This window comes from Pyxidicoccus fallax, from assembly GCF_012933655.1.
In the GTDB taxonomy this organism is placed as follows: domain Bacteria; phylum Myxococcota; class Myxococcia; order Myxococcales; family Myxococcaceae; genus Myxococcus; species Myxococcus fallax.
Genome location: NZ_JABBJJ010000086.1, coordinates 1 through 18,113 on the forward strand (window position 1 = coordinate 1; position 18,113 = coordinate 18,113).

Here is an 18,113-nt window from a genome sequence, read left to right on the forward strand (position 1 = left end):
CCGCCAGCGCCGCCCGCGCCCCCTCCACCCCGCGCGCCGTGACGCCCACCAGCCGGCCGGGCCCCAACAGCTCGCGCGCGGCCTCCGGCGGCAGGTCCTCGTCTCCGACATGCACCCCGTCCGCCCCCGCCAGCAGCGCCAGGTCCACCCGGTCGTTCACCAGGCACACGGCCCCCGCGCGCCGGCACAGGGCGGCCACCTCGCGCGCGGCGGCCAGCGCCGCCCCCAGCGGGGTGCGCTTCATGCGCAGCTGCACCACCTTCGCCCCACCCGCGACCAGCCGTGCCGCCTTGTCCACCAGCGGAAGCTCCGGCAGGACGGTGTCGTCACAGAGGACGTAGAGACCTCGGGGAAGCATGGGGCGGGACGGGGCGTTCATCGGCTCCGGACAGTCGGACGGCGGCGTTGACAGATGGCCTCCCTGCTATAAGGTGCCGCGCTGATTTCCAAGCAATTCTGAGGATTTGAACATGGCGGATTCGGCGGACCCGAAGTACCTGGATAAGCGCACGGCGGAGCGGTACCTGCGCTCCGGCCAGCTCGACGACAAGGCGTACGAGCGCCACATCAAGGGCCTGCCCGACGTGGCGGAGAAGGCCGTCCCTGTCGAGACGCTGATGCTCGGCGATGTCGACGACATCGACGAGGATGACGAGGACGACCTCGAGGACGAGGACGACGCCGACGAGCAGGACGAGGGCGGCGCGGACGACAACGACGAGGGGTCTGCCTCCGCATGAGCTCCGGGGACGAGAAGCGCGGCGAGACCTTCGTGATGCGGGGGGAAGCGCGCTCCGCGTCCGAGGAGTCCATTTCCTTCAGCACCTTCATCGTGGGGCTGGGCACCGCGGTGCTCATCCACCTCGGTGACGCTCCGAATCCGGAGACGGGCCAGACGGAGAAGGACCTGCCGCTGGCCCGGCAGAACCTGGACCTGCTTTCGATGTTGCGCGCCAAGACGAAGGGGAACCTCACCGCGGAAGAGGAGAAGCTCTTCGACGGCCTCCTCACGGACCTGCGCCTGCGCTTCGTGGAGGCGAGCAAGCGGTGACGGTGTCTGCTCCCCACCCGGGCCGCCTGCCTCGCGGCATCCGCTTCGCCGCCATGGTGTGCCTGGTGATGTCGGCCTTCACCGGCTGGCTCGCCCTCAACGAGGCCACCACGCTCGCGCACTTCCATGACGCCCGGGAGCGCGAGCTGGAGACGAAGTACCCCGCCTGGATGGGGGACGAGGACTTCTTCCCCCGCGTCGTGAGGACGCAGTACTCCGCCCTGGAGCCCATGCGCGAGCCGCGCACGGTGCTGATGGGCGTGCTCTCCGTGGCGTGCGCCTTCGTCTTCGTCGCCGCCGGGCGCATGCTCCGGCCGGACGGGCTGCCCCGGGACGGCATGAGGAAGCTGCTCGGCCGGGCCGCCATCACCGTGGCCGTGCTGCGCACGATTGACGGCGCCCAGTCCGCCGTCGTGCTCCGCCGCGTCGGTCAGGTGATGGCCGAGTCCATGGGCCAGATGCCGCTCCAGCCGGGACAGGACCCCGTGGCCGCGGAGATGGTGCGCTCGGCCATGCCGACGATGGCCGCGGGCATGTCCTTCATCGCCACGGCGCTGGTGGCGGGCACCTTCGCCCTGCTCGGCCAGTACTTCCGCAGCGACTCCGTCCGCGAGGCCATCACCGCCCAGGACGGCCCGCAGGAAGAGTAGCCCGCTCCCCGGGACGCCCTCCTAGCGGGCGTGCGTCACCGGGAGGGCACCCTGCGCGCCCGGCAGCAGCTCTTCCAGCGCCTCGGCGCTGTCCTCCTCCGTGCCGTCCAGCGACATGACGATGTTCGGCATCGCCAGGGGCAGCCGCAGCAGCTCCTTGCGCGCGAGGCCGAAGACGTAGGCCAGGTGGCCCACGGGCCAGCGCTCCTGCATGTGCGTGAAGGCGGCCTCGTCCACGTCCTCGGGGCGTCCGGGCAGCTCCACGTCCTCGTACACCACGCGCTCGCCGCCCACGCGCCGGCCGTTGCCGTAGGCGATGACCTCCTCGCCCTCGTCCGGGTCATACACGTACGCGTGCACCGTGATGTTGGCCGCGCGGGACAGGAGCCTCGGCAGCGCGTGGTGGGCCGCGTACCAGTGCGCGCCCTGCCGGCCCGCGGTGAAGGGCCCCACGTAGGCCAGGCGCACCACCTTGCGGCGCCGGTTCACCGTCACCTGCAGGCCCGTGGCGCCTTCCGCGCCATCCAGCGCGAGCGCCTCACGTGCCAGCCGGAGCAGCTCCAGCCCACCCAGGCTTTCGAGTCGTACGAGATAACCGCCGTGCGCTTCCAGGATCAGCCCCCCGAAGATGGCGCCGCCTATACCGGGCCGGGCGCCGCGTGGCAACCCCGGCTCCTTGAAAGGCCGGTAGCTACCAGGTGTCCAAAGTATTCCACGGCGGGCGGACACTCCGACGCACCGAGTCAACTTGCCAAGAGGGGTCCGACTCTTACGTTCAAGACATGCGACTCGACAAGTACACAGTGAAGGCGCAGGAGGCCATCCACGAGGGCCAGTCCCTTGCTCGTCGGGCGGACAGCCCGCAGTACGAGCCCGAGCACCTGGCCACGGCGCTGCTGGGCCAGAAGGACGGCATCGTCGAGCCCCTGCTTCGGAAGATTGGCGCGGACTCCAAGCTGTTCGCGGCCCGCCTGGGTGAAGCGCTGCAGAAGCTTCCCCGGATGCAGGGCGGCGAGAGCGCGATGCTGGGCCAGCGCCTGCTCAAGACGTTCGACAAGGCCGAGGACGAGGCCAAGTCCCTCAAGGACGAGTTCATCTCCTCGGAGCACCTGCTGCTCGCGCTGACGCACGACAAGGGCGCGGTGGGCGAGGTGATGAAGTCCTCCGGCGTGACGCGGGAGCGCGTGCTGGCGGGCCTGAAGGAGGTGCGCGGCTCCGGGCGTGTCACGAGCCAGGACGCCGAGGCCACCTATCAGGCGCTGGAGAAGTACGGGCGCGACCTCACCGAGGCGGCCCGCTCCGGCAAGCTCGACCCCGTCATTGGCCGTGACGAGGAGATCCGCCGCTGCGTGCAGGTGCTCAGCCGCCGCACGAAGAACAACCCGGTGCTCATCGGTGAGCCGGGCGTGGGCAAGACGGCCATCGCCGAGGGGCTCGCGCGGCGCATCGTCGACGGCGACGTGCCCGAGGGCCTGAAGAACAAGCGGCTCGTCTCCCTGGACCTGGGCGCCATGGTGGCCGGCGCGAAGTACCGCGGCGAGTTCGAGGAGCGCCTCAAGGCCGTCCTGAAGGAAATCGCGGACGCGGCCGGAGAGGTCATCCTCTTCATCGACGAGATGCACACCATCGTCGGCGCGGGCAAGGCGGAAGGCGCCATGGACGCGGGCAACATGCTCAAGCCGGCGCTGGCGCGCGGCGAGCTGCACTGCATCGGCGCCACCACGCTGGATGAGTACCGCAAGCACATCGAGAAGGACGCGGCCCTGGAGCGACGCTTCCAGCCCGTCTTCGTGGGCGAGCCCAGCGTGCACGACACCATCAGCATCCTTCGCGGCCTGAAGGAGCGCTACGAGGTGCACCACGGCGTGCGCATCCAGGACAACGCCCTGGTCGCCGCCGCCACGCTCAGCCACCGCTACATCGCGGACCGCTTCCTGCCGGACAAGGCCATCGACCTCGTCGACGAGGCCTCCAGCCGCCTGCGCATCGAAATCGACTCGATGCCCACCGAGCTGGACGACATCCGCCGGAAGATGACGCAGCTGCAGATTGAAAAGGAAGGTCTGCGCAAGGAGACGGACCCGCACTCGCAGGAGCGCCTCGGCCAGATTGAGAAGGAGCTGGCCAACCTGGGCGAGAAGTTCAACGCCCTCAAGGCGCACTGGGACGCGGAGAAGACGGCCATCGGCGCCATCCGCGGGCTGAAGGAGAAGCTCGAGAAGGCGAAGAACGACCAGGCGGCGGCCGAGCGCCAGAGCGACCTCAACAAGGCGGCGGAGCTGAAGTTCGGCGTGCTGCCGGCCCTGGAGAAGGAGCTCCAGGCGCAGAACGAGAAGCTGGCCGAGCTGCAGAAGAACCAGAAGTTCCTCAAGGAGGAGGTGGACGCGGAGGACATCGCCGAGGTGGTGGCGAAGTGGACGGGCATCCCGGTCTCCAAGCTGATGGAGGCCGAGGTGCAGAAGCTGGTCCACATGGAGGAGCGGCTGGCGCAGCGGGTGATTGGTCAGCGCAGCGCGATTGAGGCCGTGTCCAACGCCGTGCGCCGCGCGCGCAGCGGGTTGCAGGACCCGAACCGGCCGATTGGCTCGTTCATCTTCCTGGGCCCCACGGGCGTGGGCAAGACGGAGACGGCGAAGGCGCTGGCGGAGTTCCTCTTCGACGACGACTCGGCCATGGTCCGCATCGACATGTCCGAGTACATGGAGAAGCACGCGGTGTCCCGGCTGGTGGGCGCGCCTCCGGGGTACGTGGGCTACGAGGAGGGCGGCCAGCTCACCGAGGCGGTGCGCCGGCGGCCGTACACGGTGGTGCTCTTCGACGAAATCGAGAAGGCGCACCATGACGTGTTCAACATCCTCCTCCAGATTCTGGACGAGGGACGGCTGACGGACAGCCAGGGCCGCACGGTGGACTTCAAGAACACGGTGCTCATCCTGACGTCCAACCTGGGCTCGCAGGACATCCAGGCCGGCATGGCGGGGAAGGACGAGCTGGACGAGCGGACGCGCAACGAGGTGATGGACGCGCTGCGCGGACACTTCCGGCCGGAGTTCCTCAACCGCGTGGACGAAATCGTCATCTTCGAGCCGCTGCGGAAGAAGGACATCTACCGCATCGTGGACCTGCAGCTCGGCAGGCTGTCGAAGCTGCTCGCCGACAAGCGGCTGACGCTGGAGCTGACGGAGACGGCGCGCGAGTTCCTCGCGGAGCGCGGGTACGACCCGACGTACGGCGCCCGGCCGCTGAAGAGGGCCGTGCAGAAGTACCTGTTGGATCCGCTGGCCATCAAGGTCCTGGGCGGCGAGTTCGTGCCCGGCGACCACATCCAGGCCGACGCGGGCGGCGACAAGCTCACGTTCGCCAAGGTGCTGGTGGACGCGAACAAGAACCTGAAGCGCACGGCGTAACGGGCGCTCGAGGTTTGTGGGGCAGGAAGGGCCCGGAATCGCTCGGCGGTTCCGGGCCCTTCGTCTTCGAGGGGCTAGCGAAGCAGCGCCCTCACCTTCCGGTGGATTTCGGTGTTCTCGTAGAGGCCGACGAACCGCTCCGCGCCGGGCCCCAGGGCGAAGAGCGGGACGAGCGAGCCGGTGTGCACGGTGCTCCCGAACTCCAGGGCGACGTCTCCGGCGCCTTCCGCGACGACGCGCAGGCCGCCCGTCTCGTGGTCGCCCATGACGAGCACCAGGGTGTCGCCGCGCTGACGCGCGAAGTCCGCGACGACGCCCACCGTCTCGTCGAAGGAGCGCAGGCTGGCGCGCAGGTCGTCCGCCGCGTTCTCGTGGCTGGCCTTGTCCGTCCCCTCGTGCTCGACGACGAGGAAGAAGCCGTCCGGGTCCTTCGCGAGCCGCTCGAGCGCCCAGCGGGCCAGAGTCGGAAGCCGGGCGCCCGGGACGTCCACGTCGTTCTTCTGGGAGGGGAAGACGGCGAGCGCCTTCGACGCGGGCGCCGAGGCCAGCGCGGCGGGCTCGGTGATGAGCGTCCACCCCTGCTTCGACGCGGCGGCGGGTAGCTCGGGCAGCCCGTCTCGGCCGAACAGCTCCGCACCGGTGCCCGCGATGAGGTCCACCTGGCTCGCGAGGAGCTGGTCGACGATTCCCGTCACCTGCTCGCGGCGCGCGGTGTGGACGGCGAAGGCGGCGGGTGTGGCGTCTCCGAAGAAGGTGGTGGTCACAAGCCCCGTCGCCCTGCCCTGCCCTTCGGCGAGCTCCAGGAGCGTGGGCAGCGGACGCCCCTCGGCGTCGACGCTCAGCATCTTGTTGTTCACCTTGTGGCCCGTCGCCATCGCCGAGGCCGCCGCCGCCGAGTCCGTCACCCGAGAGCTGGCGGAGGCCGTGGCCACGAGGCCCGTCACCGGGAAGCGCCCGGCCTCGAAGGCGTCCCCACGCAGGAGCCTCGCCGCCGCGAAGTGCGACGGGCCCATGCCGTCGCCCACGAGGAGGACGACATTCCTGGGGAAGGCGGATGTTGAGCTGGGCGGAGCGGCCCGAGGGCCGTGCATGGGGGCCGCTCTCGCAGGCGCGGCGCCGGCTGGAGCAGGCAAGGCAGCCGTTCGCTCGGGCACGGCGGCTGTTCGCTCGGGCATGGCGCCGGCTGGAGCGGTCACGACGGCGAGAGGCCCGCACATGGCAACGGTCGGCTCGGGCCCGGAGGCCGCTGGCTGAGGCATGGCGGCAAGACCGCTCCGGCAGGACAACGCGACGAGGGCGGGGACGGTGAGGAACCAGCGCATACGAGGCATGAGGTGTCTCTCGGGCCGGGGCGTCCCCCGATGCCATGCGGGGGCACATGGCGGGGGCATGAACGCCCGGGCTGACGTGTCGGGCGGCAAGCTGCCGGACGCTCCTGGCAAAAGCCAATTGAACGTTTTCCGGAACAGGCAAAAATCATTTGATGGACCTCGACCCGCGCTACCTGGAGGCCTTCTTCACCGTATGCCGGGAGGGCGGCTTCAGCCGTGCCGCGGCGGTGATGCACCGGACGCAGCCTGCCATCAGCTACCAGGTCCGGATGCTGGAGCGTCAGCTCGGGACACGACTCATCGAGAGGGCCCAGCGCCCGCTCCTGCTGACACCCGCCGGCAAGCGGCTGCGCGAACTCTGCGAGCGCTTCTTCGGCGAGTTCGGCCGGCTGGCCGCGTCCTTCGCGGAAGGCGCGCCGCTGACCGAGGAACCGCTGCACATCGCCGCCGTGAGTGGCTTCGGCCGCTACGTGCTGTTCCCACTCCTGTGCCAGCCACCGTTCTCGAGGCTGCGCTACTCCCTCCGCTTCCCCACGGTGGACGAGGTATTCCGTACTCTGGAGGAAGGCCGGTGCGACCTGGGCATCGTCTACGTGCCGCGAGTCTCCCGGCTGCTGCGCGTCCAGCCGTTGCGACGAGAGGAACTGGTGCTCATCGCGCCGCCCGGATTCGACGCCTCGGCGCACGCACCGCGGTCCGTGAAGGGCTATGAAACCCTGCCCTTCATCACCTACGACGAATGCGAGTACGTGTTCGGCCGGTGGTTCGACGCGCACTTCGGGACGCAGCCCGCGGGGATGCGCGAGGTGTGCCACTTCGAGGAACTGGAGGAGGTGCTGGAGACCGTGGCGCTGGGCCGGGGCGTGTCCGTGATTCCGGACCACGTGGCGGCCCAGGCCGTCCAACAAGGGCGCGTGAAGCTGCTGCGCCCCACGTCACGCCGGGCGACCAACGCCATCTACTCGGTGACGCGGGCGGGCGCCGCGCACCACCCGGACGTGGAGCGGCTCATCGAGGCGCTGCGAGCGGAACGCCCCACTCCGAGTGCCCCGAAGAAGACGTCAGTGGGTACCAGGCCCTCGAGCCGTTCCCGAGGAACCTCGGGCCGACGGAGGGCATGAGCAACAAACGCATCGGGCTCCACCGGGTGGACGGAGGACCCCGACTCCGCAGCTGACTGCTCCAGGCGGAATGGAGCTTCCATTCCGGGTGGACGCCGCCCAGGACCAGCACGCCCAGTCGGAATGGAGCTTCCATTCCAAGAAGAGGCGACCCGAGGGTCAGCAAGCCCGGGTTGGAATGGAGCTTCCGTTCCGGAAGGGGGCCCCGGGGCCAGCGGTGTCAGGCGGAATGGAGCTTCCATTCCGACAGGAGCGCCCGGGAGCGGGCCTCCGCCCCCCTGTTCATGCTGTGCCGAGGTGCCTCCTCGGCGGGACTCATCCGCGTCCTGAATCAGCCCACGGCACGCGGCGCCACCTGCGACGGCGGAGCCCACTTGGAGTCGAGCTGATGGATGGTCGGAACCGGGATGCCCAGCAGGAACATGTAGTAGAGCGCCCGGTGCTGGTCGTTGACCTCCTGCTCGAACGGGAGAATCCACCCGGTGGAGTAGAGCTGGCCTTTGAGGCTCGTGCTCGCGCTCGGCTGCGTGTACGTCAGGTCGTTGCTCTGGAGGGTGTCCAGGGCCCACTTCACCGCGCCCTTCACGACGGGGCCCGCCTGCGGTCCTCCGGCGTAGTCGGAGTCGATGGACGTCAGGCCCTCCACCGTCCACAGGCAGGGGACCACATCCAGCGTGTTGTAGTACCGCATGGCGCCCGCGGCGTTGAACGTCGAGTCGAAGGACGCAGCAAAGGCCGGGTTGCCCGCGGTTGGCGCCGCGAAGGTGATGGGCAGGACGGACGAGACATTCGTCAGCGTGCCCTGGAGCCACATCGCCACCACGCTGGCCATCTGCCCCCCGAGGCTGTGCCCGGTGACGAGCAGGCTCGGAGAGCCCGTCAGTGCCTGCAGGAAGGACAGCAGCGTGCCGCTCCCCGAGCCCGGCACCGAGGAGACCATGGCCTGGATGTTCGTCATCACCTCCTGAACGCCCAGGGACACCATCGCCCCGGAAGAGAGGAAGGGCAGCGACACCTGCTCGCCGACGCTCTTGTCCTGGATGACATCCTCGATGCGGTCGAACAGCGTGCCCCGCACCACCACCGCGTACTGACCCGCGCCGTTGGAGGCGACGTAGACGAGGTCCTCGCCCTGCGTCGCCGGGCCCCAGACGATGGACCAGCCATTCCCCACCGTGTTCGCCAGGGCCTGGTTCATCTCGGTGAAGCGCTTGGAATTGGTGTCGAACTGTCCCAGGTAGGAAACGGCGGACAGCGTGACGGCGACCTGCGCGGAGTTGAAAGTAGAGGCCATGAGCATTCCTTTCGGCGGGGGTGGAGCCTTGTTCAGGGGTGCCCTCCCTCCATTGCAGTGCCCATGCCGACACGCTTCCGCACTGGAGCCCGTGTCCCGTCCGTGAATTCGCGCGCGCTGGCGCCTTCCGACATGTCGGCCCGACGTGTCGGCCAGCGGGGTTCAGCCAAACGCATACTGCGCGCGAATGCGCTTGTCCTTGTCCTGGGACGCAAGCGCCTGCGCCAGCATCTGCTCCCGAAGCGCCTTCGGAATGAGGTGCCGCTCCTGGCGCCCCTGCCGGCCGAACTCCCCACTCGCGAAGAGGCGCGCGGCGCCTTCCAGCTCGCTCGCGGAGAGCTCGCGTCCCTCCAGCGCGGAGAGCAGCACCGGTATCGGGTAGTCCAGGAGGAGCGTCTTGGCCGCACCCTCGTACGAGGGGTATCCCGACCAGGGCCCCTTCCCGCTTCCGAACCAGCGGAACAGCTCCAGGATGCGCATCTTCACGTCGGGAAACGCCTCCGCCAGGGGCGCACGCAGGGCGCCGACATCCTCCACCATCCCGGTCCCCGGTTCGATGCGCCAGAGGGGGCGCAGGCACGCGGGCATCGCGGCGAGCCAGCGCTCTTCCGCCGCCGCGGCTTCCTCACCGGCACGCCGATGCTCCTGGGCATCCTCGCGTGGCTTCGTCAGCCCCACCGAGGCGAACCAGTCGAGCAACCGCGGTCCGTCCTTCAGGGCCGCATCCCAGGTCCAGCGGTCCCACCGGATGGACACGCCATGGTGCATGGTCAGCACGGCGAGGAGGTTCTGCTCATCGTGCAGCTCCAGCGCGAAGTCCCCGATGCACATGCAGTGGAAGCCCTCCGCGTCCTCGCGGATGGCCAGACACGTCCGCAATGCGGCCACGGCGGCGGTGTCGCGCACGTCGAGCGGAAGCCCTGGGGTGGGCTTCCTCGGTGTCACGGGCCTGAGGTGAACCCAGGTGCACCTCGCGAGCACCTCGTCGAGGTCCTTCTGAGCTGGCATGACGTCGGCACTCATGGCGGAAAGGCTCCTCGAAGGCAGTTCAGTCGAACCGGAGGGTAGCCCGGCCACCTTCCGCCATGCACGGCCGTGAGCAGGATGAAAACAGGTGCACGGACCGCCTTGACCCGCGCCCCACTCCGCGCGATGAGCCCGGGCCATGAAGCCTTGGGAGACGCTCGACACCGCGCAGGTCCCGGACGTGGGGGAAGTCACCCTCGCCCGCCGGGGAGACGAGTACGTCCTGCGGGTACGCGGGCAGACGCTCATGTCCAGCCGGCGGCATGGCTCGGAGGAGTCCCTGGCGGAGGCCGGATGCGCGGACCTCGCCGGCAAGAGCGGCGCCCGCGTCCTCGTGGGCGGCCTGGGCTTCGGCTACACGGTGCGCGCCGTGCTGGACCGCGTCGGCCCCAACGCCCGGGTGACGGTGGCCGAGCTGCTGCCCGCCGTCATCGCCTGGAACCGGGGGCCCCTCGCCCCGCTCGCGGGCGCGCCGCTCGAGGACCCTCGGGTCACCGTCGTGGAGGGAGACGTGGGCGCCCTCATGGCCCGTCACACCGCCACCTTCGACGCCATCCTGCTCGACGTGGACAACGGCCCCACCGCCCTCACCCACCCGGACAACCAGGGCCTCTACGGACTCGCGGGCCTGGCGCGCGCCTTCCACGCCCTGCGCCCCCGGGGCACGCTCGGCATCTGGAGCGCGGGGCCCGCCCCCGGCTTCGAGCGCCGCATGGGGCAGGCGGGCTTCACCGTCCAGGTGCTCCACCCCGCCGCGCATGGCACCAAGGGCACGCGCCACACCCTCTTCATGGGCCGGCGCGGGCCCTGAGCACCGGGCCCGTCAGGGTTTCTTCCGCCGCGCCGTCCTTCTGAATCGAGCGCGCCCGGCCGAAGAGGTCCTACACGCTTGGAAGACGGTTCGACTCCGTCCGCCTCCACTCCATGGGGGCGCCGCCGAGGGATCGGCATCTGACTCTTAATCAGAACCCCAAAATGGCTTGTTCACTCGGGCGCGCTCAAGCCTCCCCTTCCTCAGGACACCGGTGCTTCCGCCGTGCCCTCACGCGCCGACAGGCGCATCGGCTGCGCACGGCCGTAGGTCAGTGAGCGCCACAGCCACTCGGCCGGGCCGAAGCGGAAGCGCGCCAGCCACCAGTGGCTGAGCACCACCTGCACGGCGAAGACGACGAAGCAGATGGCGACCACGCGCGACGACGGCAGCTTGCCGATGAGCCCCAGTCCCCAGCCGTTGTAGATGCACACGCTCACCACGGACTGGAGCAGGTACTGGCTGAGCGCCATGCGCCCCACCGGCCCCAGCACGCCCAGCACCCGCTGCCAGCGCACGCGCTGGAACAGCAGCGCGAACAGGGCCACATACCCCGCCGCCATCGCCAGGAAGCCCAGCTCCTGGAGGGCGTTCAGGTAGAACATCCAGGCGCTGTCCCCCGCCGTGCCCAGCTTCCCCATGCTGCGCAGGCGGTACATCACCAGCCCGGTGCCGTTGATGACCACGCCCGCGCTCAGCCCCCACGCCACCAGCCGCCGCAGCAGGGGCCGGTGACGCTCCACGTCCTGCAACAGCAGGAGCCGTCCCGCGAGCAGGCCGAAGAGGAAGCGGGCGAGGATGAAGCCCATCCACTTGAGGCGGTCCAGGCGCATGAACGTGTCGATGAAGTACCGCCCGTTGCCCGCCTGCGCCGTCCACAGCGAGTGACTGGAGAGCGCCTCCAGGAACGCGGCCCGCTGTGCGGCGGCCTCGGCCTGGGTGGCCTTCGCCAGCTCCGCCGCCGCCTCCGCGCCGTACAGCCACACCGGCCCGAAGCGCTGCAGCGTGGGCAGCACGAGCGACATCGTCACCATCAGCCCCACCGCCCAGCCCAGCACCGCCCGGTGGGAGCGGGCGCGGAACAGCAGCAGCAGGAAGCCCACCATCGCGTAGGTGTGGAGGATGTCGCCCACCCAGATGGCGAACAGGTGCACGAAGCCGATGCCCATCAGGATGAGCAGCCGCCGCAGGTACAGCGGGACGATGGAGCTGCCCCGGGCCTCGGCCCGCGTCATCTGGATGGAGAAGCCCAGCCCGAAGAGGAACGCGAAGATGGTGATGAACTTCTGGTTCACCAGGAACTGGTAGGCCGAGCCGACGACCATCTCGAGCATCGGCGCCCCCATCGCCTGGGCCTGCTCGCGCGGCAGCAGCGTCCGACCGCTGAACCAGGTGATGCTGTTGGACAGGAACACGCCAAACAGCGCGAAGCCACGCAGCGCGTCCAACAGGACGACCCGCTCGGCGAGCCCCACCGGACGGGCCACGGTGTCAGCAGTCACCGTGGGAGGAGTGTTTTCGGACATGCGTCCAGCAGACGCCTCCCGCCCGAAAGCGTCAACTTCGCCCAGGAGTCGTTCACGCCCGGAAGCACTCCGGGGACTCACCGTGCGGACCGTCTCCGCGAATTCCTGGAAATGGGCCCGACTCCCGGCCCACGGCCCCCGTCACGCCGAGCGCAGCGCCGGCAGCACCTTCTCGCCGAAGGCCTGGATGTACGCTTCCTGCCCGCGGTTGACGTTGTGCAGGTACAGGTGGCTGAACCCGAGCTTCACGTCCTCGGCCAGCCAGTCGATATGGCGCTGGAGGCTGGAGGAGATGCGCACGTTGCCCTCCAAATCCTTGGGCTGCACCGTCTTCGCCATCTCCGCGAACTGCGAGGGCCGGCGCAGGTCCGTGAGCACCGAGCTGGCGAAGATGTTCGCCGCCCACTGCTCCAGGGCGCCCTGCACCGCGGCCTTCTCGTCCTCCGCCCACGACAGCTGGACCTTGAGGAACATGGGCTTGCCCTCGCCGCCGCCGCGCCGGAACGCGTCCACCATCTTCCGCAATTCCGCGGGCGGCTTGCTGATGGTGATGAGCCCGTCCGCCCAGCCGCCCACCCACTCGGCCGTCGCGGGAGTAATCGCCGCGCCCACCAGCATGGGCGGCTTCGCCGGGCGCGAGTAGAGCTTCGCGTCCTCCACCGTGACGAGCCCCCGGTACGTCACCGTCTCGCCCCGGAAGAGCGCGCGCATGATTTCCACGCACTCCAACAACCGCGCGTTGCGCTGGTCCTTCGCCGGCCACGGCTGGCCGGTGATGCCCTCGTTGACGAGCTGCCCGCTGCCCAGCGCCGCCCAGGCGCGGCCGGGGAACATCTCCGCGAGCGTGCCCAGCGCCTGCGCGATGATGGCCGGGTGGTAGCGCTGTCCGGGCGCATTCACGACGCCCACGCTCGCCAGCTTCGTGCTGGCCAGCGCCGCGCCCATCCAGCTCCAGGCGAAGCCGCTGTGCCCCTGGGCGTCCGTCCAGGGGTGGAAGTGGTCCGAGTTGAGCGCCGCCATGAAGCCCGCGGCGTCGGCCTGACGCACCAGGCGCAGCAGCTCGCTCGGGGGAAACTGTTCGTGGGAGGCGTGATAGCCGAGGGTGACCATGCTTCGGCCACGTTGGTCTCGGCCATCGAACACCGCGAGCCTCGCGTGCGCCCGAGTGTCCGGTGATGGAAGCCCCGCCCCTCGTGCTGTGCGCTGGCGCACGCCCCTGACAGGTTCCGCTGCCGCCTTCGAGGCATCACCCCCACCCTTCCGTCCGAGGAGACGGGATGATTCAGGACCTCTGGTACAAGAACGCCGTCGTCTACTGCCTGGACGTCGAGACGTTCATGGACGGCAACGGTGACGGGGTGGGCGACTTCGTCGGACTCCAGCGGCGGCTGGACTACCTCGCGGGCCTGGGCGTCACCTGCCTGTGGCTGATGCCCTTCCACCCCACGCCCAACCGCGACAACGGCTACGACATCACCGACCACTACGGCGTGGACCCGCGGCTGGGCTCGCCCGGCGACTTCGTGGAGTTCACCCACCAAGCGAAGCAGCACGGCATGCGCGTCATCATCGACCTGGTGGTCAACCACACCAGCGACCGGCACCCGTGGTTCCAGGCGGCGCGCAAGGACCCGAACAGCCGCTTCCGCGACTTCTACGTCTGGGCGGACAAGAAGCCGAAGGACGCCCACAAGGGCATGGTGTTCCCGGGCTCGCAGAGCACGACGTGGACGTACGACCGCGACGCGAAGGCCTGGTACTTCCACCGCTTCTTCCCCTTCCAGCCCGAGCTGAACATCGCCAACCCCGCCGTGCGCGAGGAGCTGCTCAAGGTGATGGGCTACTGGCTGGAGCTGGGCGTGTCCGGCTTCCGGGTGGACGCGGTGCCCTTCCTCATCGAGACCAAGGGCCTGAAGAACCACGGCATCAAGGACCCGTACGAGCTGCTGCGCGAGATGCGCGAGTTCCTCTCGTGGCGCAGCGGCGACGCCATCCTCCTGGCCGAGGCGAACGTCACCATGGACGAGGTGACGAACTTCTTCGGCACGGACGGGGACCGCATGCAGATGGTCTTCAACTTCGCCGCGAACCAGAACCTCTTCCTCTCGCTGGTGACGGAGGACGCCACGCCGCTGGCGCAGTCGCTCGGCTCCGCGCCGCGCCTGCCGCACACCGCGCAGTGGGCCAACTTCCTGCGCAACCACGACGAGCTGGACCTGGGGCGGCTGTCCGCCACGGCGCGCAAGCGCATCTTCGCGGAGCTGGGCCCGGAGCCGAAGATGCAGCTCTACGGCCGCGGGCTGCGGCGTCGCCTGGCGCCCATGCTGTCCGCGGACCGGCGCCGGCTGGAATTGGCCTTCAGCCTGATGCTGTCCCTGCCGGGCACGCCGGTGCTCTGGTACGGCGACGAGCTGGGCATGGGCGAGAACCTGTCCCTCCACGAGCGCCAGGCCGTACGCACGCCGATGCAGTGGTCCGCCGAGCCGCACGGCGGCTTCACGCGCGCGCCCGAGCCCTTCCGGCCGGTGGTGGCCGAGGCCCCCTACGGCTACCCGCACGTGAATGTGGAAACGCAGCGGAGGGACCCGGCGTCGCTGCTCAACTGGATGGAGCGCATGGTGCGCCTGCGCAAGGAGTGCCCGGAGCTGGGCTGGGGCGAGTGGCGCCTCTTGCGCGTGAAGCCGGAGCACGTGCTCGCGCTGCGGTACGACTGGCGCGGCGAGTCGCTGGTGACGCTGCACAACCTGTCCGGCAAGGCGTGCGAGGTGAGCTTCTCCCCGGGCGGGCCTCCTTCGCGGCTCGTCCACGCACTGTCGGACGCGCACTCGCCGCCGGGGAAGAACGGCCGGCACCGCGTGACGCTGGAGGGCTACGGCTATCGCTGGTTCCGCATGGAGCCCCCCACCGGTCCCCAGGCACCTCCCCGGCCGAACGTTCGATGATGAGCATTTCCATCATCCCGAAGAGCAACCAGGGGGTACCGCCACCGAGTGGCGATTCGTATAGCGAGGGGGCCCATCGCGGCGGGAACGCCGCCTCCGGGATGAGCCATGACCTCGCACCCCCTCCTCCCACCGGACCAGTACCGCGCCCTCGTGGAGCATCACCCGACGATGATCTGGCGGGCCGGACTCGACGCGAAGTGTGACTACTTCAACGAGACCTGGCTCTCCTTCACCGGGCGGACCCTGGAGCAGGAGATGGGCAATGGCTGGGCGGAGGGCGTCCATCCGGACGACTTCGACCGCTGCCTGAAAATCTTCCTCGATGGCTTCGGCCGGCGGCAGCCCTTCGAGATGGAATACCGGCTGCGGCGCCATGACGGCGTGTACCGCTACATCTTCGACCGGGGCGTGCCCTTCTGGGACGACTCCGGGGCCTTCGCCGGTTTCATCGGCAGCTGCGTGGACGTGCACGAGCGGCGCGAGGCGGACCGGATGAAGACCACCTTCCTGTCGCTCATCGCCCACGAGCTGCGCACGCCCATCACCTCCATGAATGCGTTCCTGGAGGCGGCCCGCCGCAAGGTTGCACGCGGCGAGAGCATGGATGAGAGCCTGCTCAACCGCCTCAAGGCCCAGAGCGACAAGTTCGCGGAATTGGTGCGCGAGCTGGGCGACGCGGCGCGGCTGGAGGAGGGCGTGGCGCTCTCCATCCGGCGGGATGAAGTGGACCTGGAGGCGCTGGTCCGGGAGCACGTGGCGCGGCTCGGACAGGACCTGTCGAGCCGCGTGCGGACCCGCGCCGCGCACGCCTTCGACGTGAAGGTGGAAGGTGGGCCCTTCCGCGTCCAGGGCGACCGCCAGCGGCTGGAGCAGGTGCTCGGCAACCTCCTGCACAACGCGCTGAAGTATTCCCCGTCCGGCGGCACCGTGCAGGTGGCGCTGTCGCGCGAGGACTCCGTGTACCGGCTGTCCGTGAGCGACCCGGGCATCGGCATTCCCGCGGAGGAGCTCCCTTGCGTCACCCGGCGCTACTTCCGCGCGAGCAACGCGTCTCCCGCGAACTACCCCGGCCTGGGCCTGGGGCTCGCCCTGTCACGGGAAATCGCCGAGCAGCATGGCGGCGCCCTCCGAGTCGCCAGCCAGCTCGGCAGGGGGACCACCGTCACGCTGGAGTTCCCCGCGAGCACGGAGGGAGCGAAGTGAAGCGCGTGCTGCTCGTGGATGATGACCCGGACATCCTGGACAGCATCGCGGCGGTGCTGGAGCTGGACTACGAGGTCGCTGTCGCCCTGAATGGCGCCGAGGCACTGAAGCAGCTCGACGGCGGAGGCTTCGACGCCGTGGTGCTGGACATGATGATGCCGGTGCTCGACGGCGCGGGCTTCATGGCGGCCCTCCGGGAGCGGGGCCTCCAGGTTCCCGTCCTCCTGGTCTCCGCGGGGCGGGACCTCGCCGCGCGGTGCCGCGTGCTCGGCGCCTCTGATTACCTCCCCAAGCCCTTCGACATGGGGGAGCTGGAGCAACGGCTCGCGCGCATCATCCAGGACAACGCTCACGCCCGGCGTAGCACGCAGCCGGAGATGGGCGGCAGGGCGCCGAGCTGGAGCCGCCCACCCCGCATGGAATAGCGCCGCGAGGGCTCCAGCAGGTCCGCCCACTCCCCGTCCGGAGCACCCGTCACTGACAACGCCAGCGGCTCCGACGGCTTGTCCGCGCAGTTCACCGCGACGATGAGGGACTCGGTGCCCAGCTCGCGCGCGTAGGCGAGCTGCTCGTTGCGGACCAGCAGCTCGCGGTAGCCGCCCCGCCGCAGCGGCGCGTGCTGGTGACGGAGCGCGATGTACCGGGCGATGGCCGCGCGCAGTCCCGGCGGCTGGTCCGCGGGCCCCGGCGGCTCCGGCAGTGGCGGCCGCAGCGGCCGGTCATCTCCGCCCTCCTTGCGCCCCTGCTGTCCCCACTCGCTGCCGTAGTACAGCGACGGCGCGCCCGGCAGCGTGAAGAGGAGCAGGTAGAGCAAGGGCAGGTGGCGCGCGTCCTTCAGGAGGCTCGCGGCCCGATTCACGTCGTGGTTGTCCGCGAAGGTGTACAGGGTGAGGCCCTCGTACATGCCCTCGCCCGGAGCCACCTGCCGCTTCAGCGTGTGGGCCAGCTCGAAGTAGTTCCTGTCATTGTGGCTGGACCAGAGCGCCTTCCACAGCGCGTAGTCCGTGGTGGAGTGCAGCCGCCCCGGCCGCGCCCACTGGCGGTAGTCGCCGTGGATGACCTCGCCCATCAGCCACAGCGGCTTGTCCAGCCCGCGGCAGAAGGCGTGGAGCCCGTCGAAGAAGTCCAGGTCCATGGCATCCGCCGCGTCCAGCCGGAGCCCGTCGATGCCGAAGCGCTTCACCCAGTGGGCCACCGCGTCGAAGAGGTGCCGCCGGACGGCGTCCTGGCGCAGGTCCAGCTTCACCAGCTCGTCCACCCCGTGCCACCCGTCGTACACGAAGGGGTCGCCGAAGCGGTTGCGCCCGTCGAAGCGCAGGCCGGAGAACCAGCTCCGGTACGGCGAGCCCTGCCCCTTCTCCCGCACGTCCCGGAACGCCCAGAAGCCCCGCCCCACGTGGTGGAAGACGGCGTCCACCACCACCTTCATGCCCCGCGCGTGCATCCCGTCCACCAGGCGGGCGAGCGCGTCGTCCTCCCCCAGGCGCCGGTCCACGTGGAAGTAGTCCGCCGTGTCGTAGCCGTGGGAGGACGACTCGAAGACCGGGCCCAGGTAGACGGCGTTCACCCCCAGCGAGGCCCAGGTGTCCAGCCATGGCAGGAGCCGGTTCAGCCTCGCGACAGGGGGGCCGTGGAAGTCGTTCGTGGCGGGGGCGCCACAGGCCCCCATCGGGTACACGTGGAGGAAGACGGCGTCGTGAACCCAGGGCGGCTGTGCGAGCGTCGTCTCGGAAGGCATGCCGTCGATG

The 18,113-nt window shown here is 69.8% G+C and carries 17 protein-coding genes; 9 read left to right on the forward strand and 8 right to left on the reverse strand.

Features of this window, described 5'->3' with window-relative positions:
* Positions 1-379 (reverse strand): thiamine phosphate synthase (locus HG543_RS19505; RefSeq protein WP_211194034.1); only part of this gene is annotated, 379 nt, incomplete at its 3' end.
* 91 nt (positions 380-470) lie between these two features.
* Here HG543_RS19505 and HG543_RS19510 point away from each other — a divergent pair.
* From HG543_RS19510 to HG543_RS19520, 3 genes are read left to right on the forward strand one after another with little or no spacing between them, the layout of a single operon-like run.
* Positions 471-740, forward strand: a complete 270-nt coding sequence (locus HG543_RS19510) for a hypothetical protein (RefSeq protein WP_169346312.1) — start codon at positions 471-473, stop codon at positions 738-740.
* Positions 737-1,051, forward strand: a complete 315-nt coding sequence (locus HG543_RS19515) for a DUF1844 domain-containing protein (protein ID WP_169346313.1) — start codon at positions 737-739, stop codon at positions 1,049-1,051. The genes HG543_RS19510 and HG543_RS19515 overlap by 4 nt, the downstream gene beginning before the upstream one ends.
* Positions 1,048-1,701, forward strand: a complete 654-nt coding sequence (locus HG543_RS19520) for a hypothetical protein (RefSeq protein ID WP_343073395.1) — start codon at positions 1,048-1,050, stop codon at positions 1,699-1,701. The genes HG543_RS19515 and HG543_RS19520 overlap by 4 nt, the downstream gene beginning before the upstream one ends.
* 21 nt (positions 1,702-1,722) lie before the next feature.
* Here the strand turns inward: HG543_RS19520 and HG543_RS19525 are convergent, their stop codons facing one another.
* Positions 1,723-2,367 carry a hypothetical protein gene (locus HG543_RS19525; protein ID WP_246357160.1) on the reverse strand — a complete coding sequence of 215 codons (645 nt, stop codon included), beginning with the start codon at positions 2,365-2,367 and terminating at the stop codon, positions 1,723-1,725.
* Positions 2,368-2,483: 116 nt separating this feature from the next.
* Between HG543_RS19525 and clpB the strand changes: the two genes are divergently transcribed.
* Positions 2,484-5,108 (forward strand): ATP-dependent chaperone ClpB, encoded by a 2,625-nt coding sequence (gene clpB / locus HG543_RS19530; protein WP_169346314.1) that lies wholly within the window; start codon positions 2,484-2,486, stop codon positions 5,106-5,108.
* Positions 5,109-5,182: 74 nt separating this feature from the next.
* Here clpB and HG543_RS19535 read toward each other — a convergent pair whose 3' ends face one another.
* Positions 5,183-6,499, reverse strand: coding sequence for an alkaline phosphatase (locus tag HG543_RS19535; RefSeq protein ID WP_343073396.1), 1,317 nt, complete (start codon positions 6,497-6,499; stop codon positions 5,183-5,185).
* A gap of 92 nt (positions 6,500-6,591) precedes the next feature.
* On the opposite strand from HG543_RS19535, the gene HG543_RS19540 reads away from it, so the two are divergent.
* A complete protein-coding gene (locus HG543_RS19540) occupies positions 6,592-7,560 on the forward strand; it encodes a LysR family transcriptional regulator (RefSeq protein ID WP_169346316.1) in 969 nt (322 codons plus the stop codon).
* A 331-nt stretch (positions 7,561-7,891) separates the two neighbouring features.
* Here the strand turns inward: HG543_RS19540 and HG543_RS19545 are convergent, their stop codons facing one another.
* The gene (locus tag HG543_RS19545; RefSeq protein ID WP_169346317.1) at positions 7,892-8,854 is read right to left on the reverse strand and encodes a lipase family protein; all 963 of its coding nucleotides are present in this window, start codon (positions 8,852-8,854) and stop codon (positions 7,892-7,894) included.
* A gap of 162 nt (positions 8,855-9,016) precedes the next feature.
* Positions 9,017-9,877, reverse strand: a complete 861-nt coding sequence (locus tag HG543_RS19550; protein WP_169346318.1) for a hypothetical protein — start codon at positions 9,875-9,877, stop codon at positions 9,017-9,019.
* A 142-nt stretch (positions 9,878-10,019) separates the two neighbouring features.
* Here HG543_RS19550 and HG543_RS19555 point away from each other — a divergent pair, with 142 nt between their 5' ends.
* Positions 10,020-10,691 carry a spermidine synthase gene (locus HG543_RS19555; protein ID WP_169346319.1) on the forward strand — a complete coding sequence of 224 codons (672 nt, stop codon included), beginning with the start codon at positions 10,020-10,022 and terminating at the stop codon, positions 10,689-10,691.
* 203 nt (positions 10,692-10,894) lie between these two features.
* Here the strand turns inward: HG543_RS19555 and HG543_RS19560 are convergent, their stop codons facing one another.
* Together HG543_RS19560 and HG543_RS19565 are read right to left on the reverse strand one after the other, a co-directional pair.
* Positions 10,895-12,217, reverse strand: coding sequence for a DUF418 domain-containing protein (locus tag HG543_RS19560; RefSeq protein WP_169346320.1), 1,323 nt, complete (start codon positions 12,215-12,217; stop codon positions 10,895-10,897).
* A 141-nt stretch (positions 12,218-12,358) separates the two neighbouring features.
* Positions 12,359-13,327 carry a TIGR03885 family FMN-dependent LLM class oxidoreductase gene (locus HG543_RS19565; RefSeq protein WP_169346321.1) on the reverse strand — a complete coding sequence of 323 codons (969 nt, stop codon included), beginning with the start codon at positions 13,325-13,327 and terminating at the stop codon, positions 12,359-12,361.
* Between the two features lie 167 nt (positions 13,328-13,494).
* Between HG543_RS19565 and HG543_RS19570 the strand changes: the two genes are divergently transcribed.
* The 3 genes from HG543_RS19570 (at position 13,495) to HG543_RS19580 (ending at position 16,790) form a co-directional block, all read left to right on the forward strand.
* A complete protein-coding gene (locus tag HG543_RS19570) occupies positions 13,495-15,159 on the forward strand; it encodes an alpha-amylase family protein (RefSeq protein ID WP_169346322.1) in 1,665 nt (554 codons plus the stop codon).
* 108 nt (positions 15,160-15,267) lie between these two features.
* Complete coding sequence (locus HG543_RS19575; protein ID WP_169346323.1) at positions 15,268-16,365, forward strand: PAS domain-containing sensor histidine kinase; 1,098 nt, start codon at positions 15,268-15,270, stop codon at positions 16,363-16,365.
* The gene (locus tag HG543_RS19580) at positions 16,362-16,790 is read left to right on the forward strand and encodes a response regulator (protein ID WP_169346324.1); all 429 of its coding nucleotides are present in this window, start codon (positions 16,362-16,364) and stop codon (positions 16,788-16,790) included. The genes HG543_RS19575 and HG543_RS19580 overlap by 4 nt, the downstream gene beginning before the upstream one ends.
* Here HG543_RS19580 and HG543_RS19585 read toward each other — a convergent pair.
* Positions 16,715-18,103 carry an alpha-amylase family glycosyl hydrolase gene (locus HG543_RS19585; RefSeq protein ID WP_169346325.1) on the reverse strand — a complete coding sequence of 463 codons (1,389 nt, stop codon included), beginning with the start codon at positions 18,101-18,103 and terminating at the stop codon, positions 16,715-16,717. The two genes, HG543_RS19580 and HG543_RS19585, sit on opposite strands and share 76 nt — an antisense overlap.
* Positions 18,104-18,113: the final 10 nt, after the last annotated feature.

Coding starts and splice junctions, on each gene's coding strand:
- HG543_RS19510 (WP_169346312.1), top strand. CDS start 471: ATGGCGGATTCGGCGGACCCGAAGTACCTGGATAAGCGCACGGCGGAG.
- HG543_RS19515 (WP_169346313.1), top strand. CDS start 737: ATGAGCTCCGGGGACGAGAAGCGCGGCGAGACCTTCGTGATGCGGGGG.
- clpB (WP_169346314.1), top strand. CDS start 2,484: ATGCGACTCGACAAGTACACAGTGAAGGCGCAGGAGGCCATCCACGAG.
- HG543_RS19535 (WP_343073396.1), bottom strand. CDS start 6,499: ATGCCCCCGCCATGTGCCCCCGCATGGCATCGGGGGACGCCCCGGCCC.
- HG543_RS19540 (WP_169346316.1), top strand. CDS start 6,592: ATGGACCTCGACCCGCGCTACCTGGAGGCCTTCTTCACCGTATGCCGG.
- HG543_RS19545 (WP_169346317.1), bottom strand. CDS start 8,854: ATGGCCTCTACTTTCAACTCCGCGCAGGTCGCCGTCACGCTGTCCGCC.
- HG543_RS19550 (WP_169346318.1), bottom strand. CDS start 9,877: ATGAGTGCCGACGTCATGCCAGCTCAGAAGGACCTCGACGAGGTGCTC.
- HG543_RS19555 (WP_169346319.1), top strand. CDS start 10,020: ATGAAGCCTTGGGAGACGCTCGACACCGCGCAGGTCCCGGACGTGGGG.
- HG543_RS19560 (WP_169346320.1), bottom strand. CDS start 12,217: ATGTCCGAAAACACTCCTCCCACGGTGACTGCTGACACCGTGGCCCGT.
- HG543_RS19565 (WP_169346321.1), bottom strand. CDS start 13,327: ATGGTCACCCTCGGCTATCACGCCTCCCACGAACAGTTTCCCCCGAGC.
- HG543_RS19570 (WP_169346322.1), top strand. CDS start 13,495: ATGATTCAGGACCTCTGGTACAAGAACGCCGTCGTCTACTGCCTGGAC.
- HG543_RS19575 (WP_169346323.1), top strand. CDS start 15,268: ATGACCTCGCACCCCCTCCTCCCACCGGACCAGTACCGCGCCCTCGTG.
- HG543_RS19585 (WP_169346325.1), bottom strand. CDS start 18,103: ATGCCTTCCGAGACGACGCTCGCACAGCCGCCCTGGGTTCACGACGCC.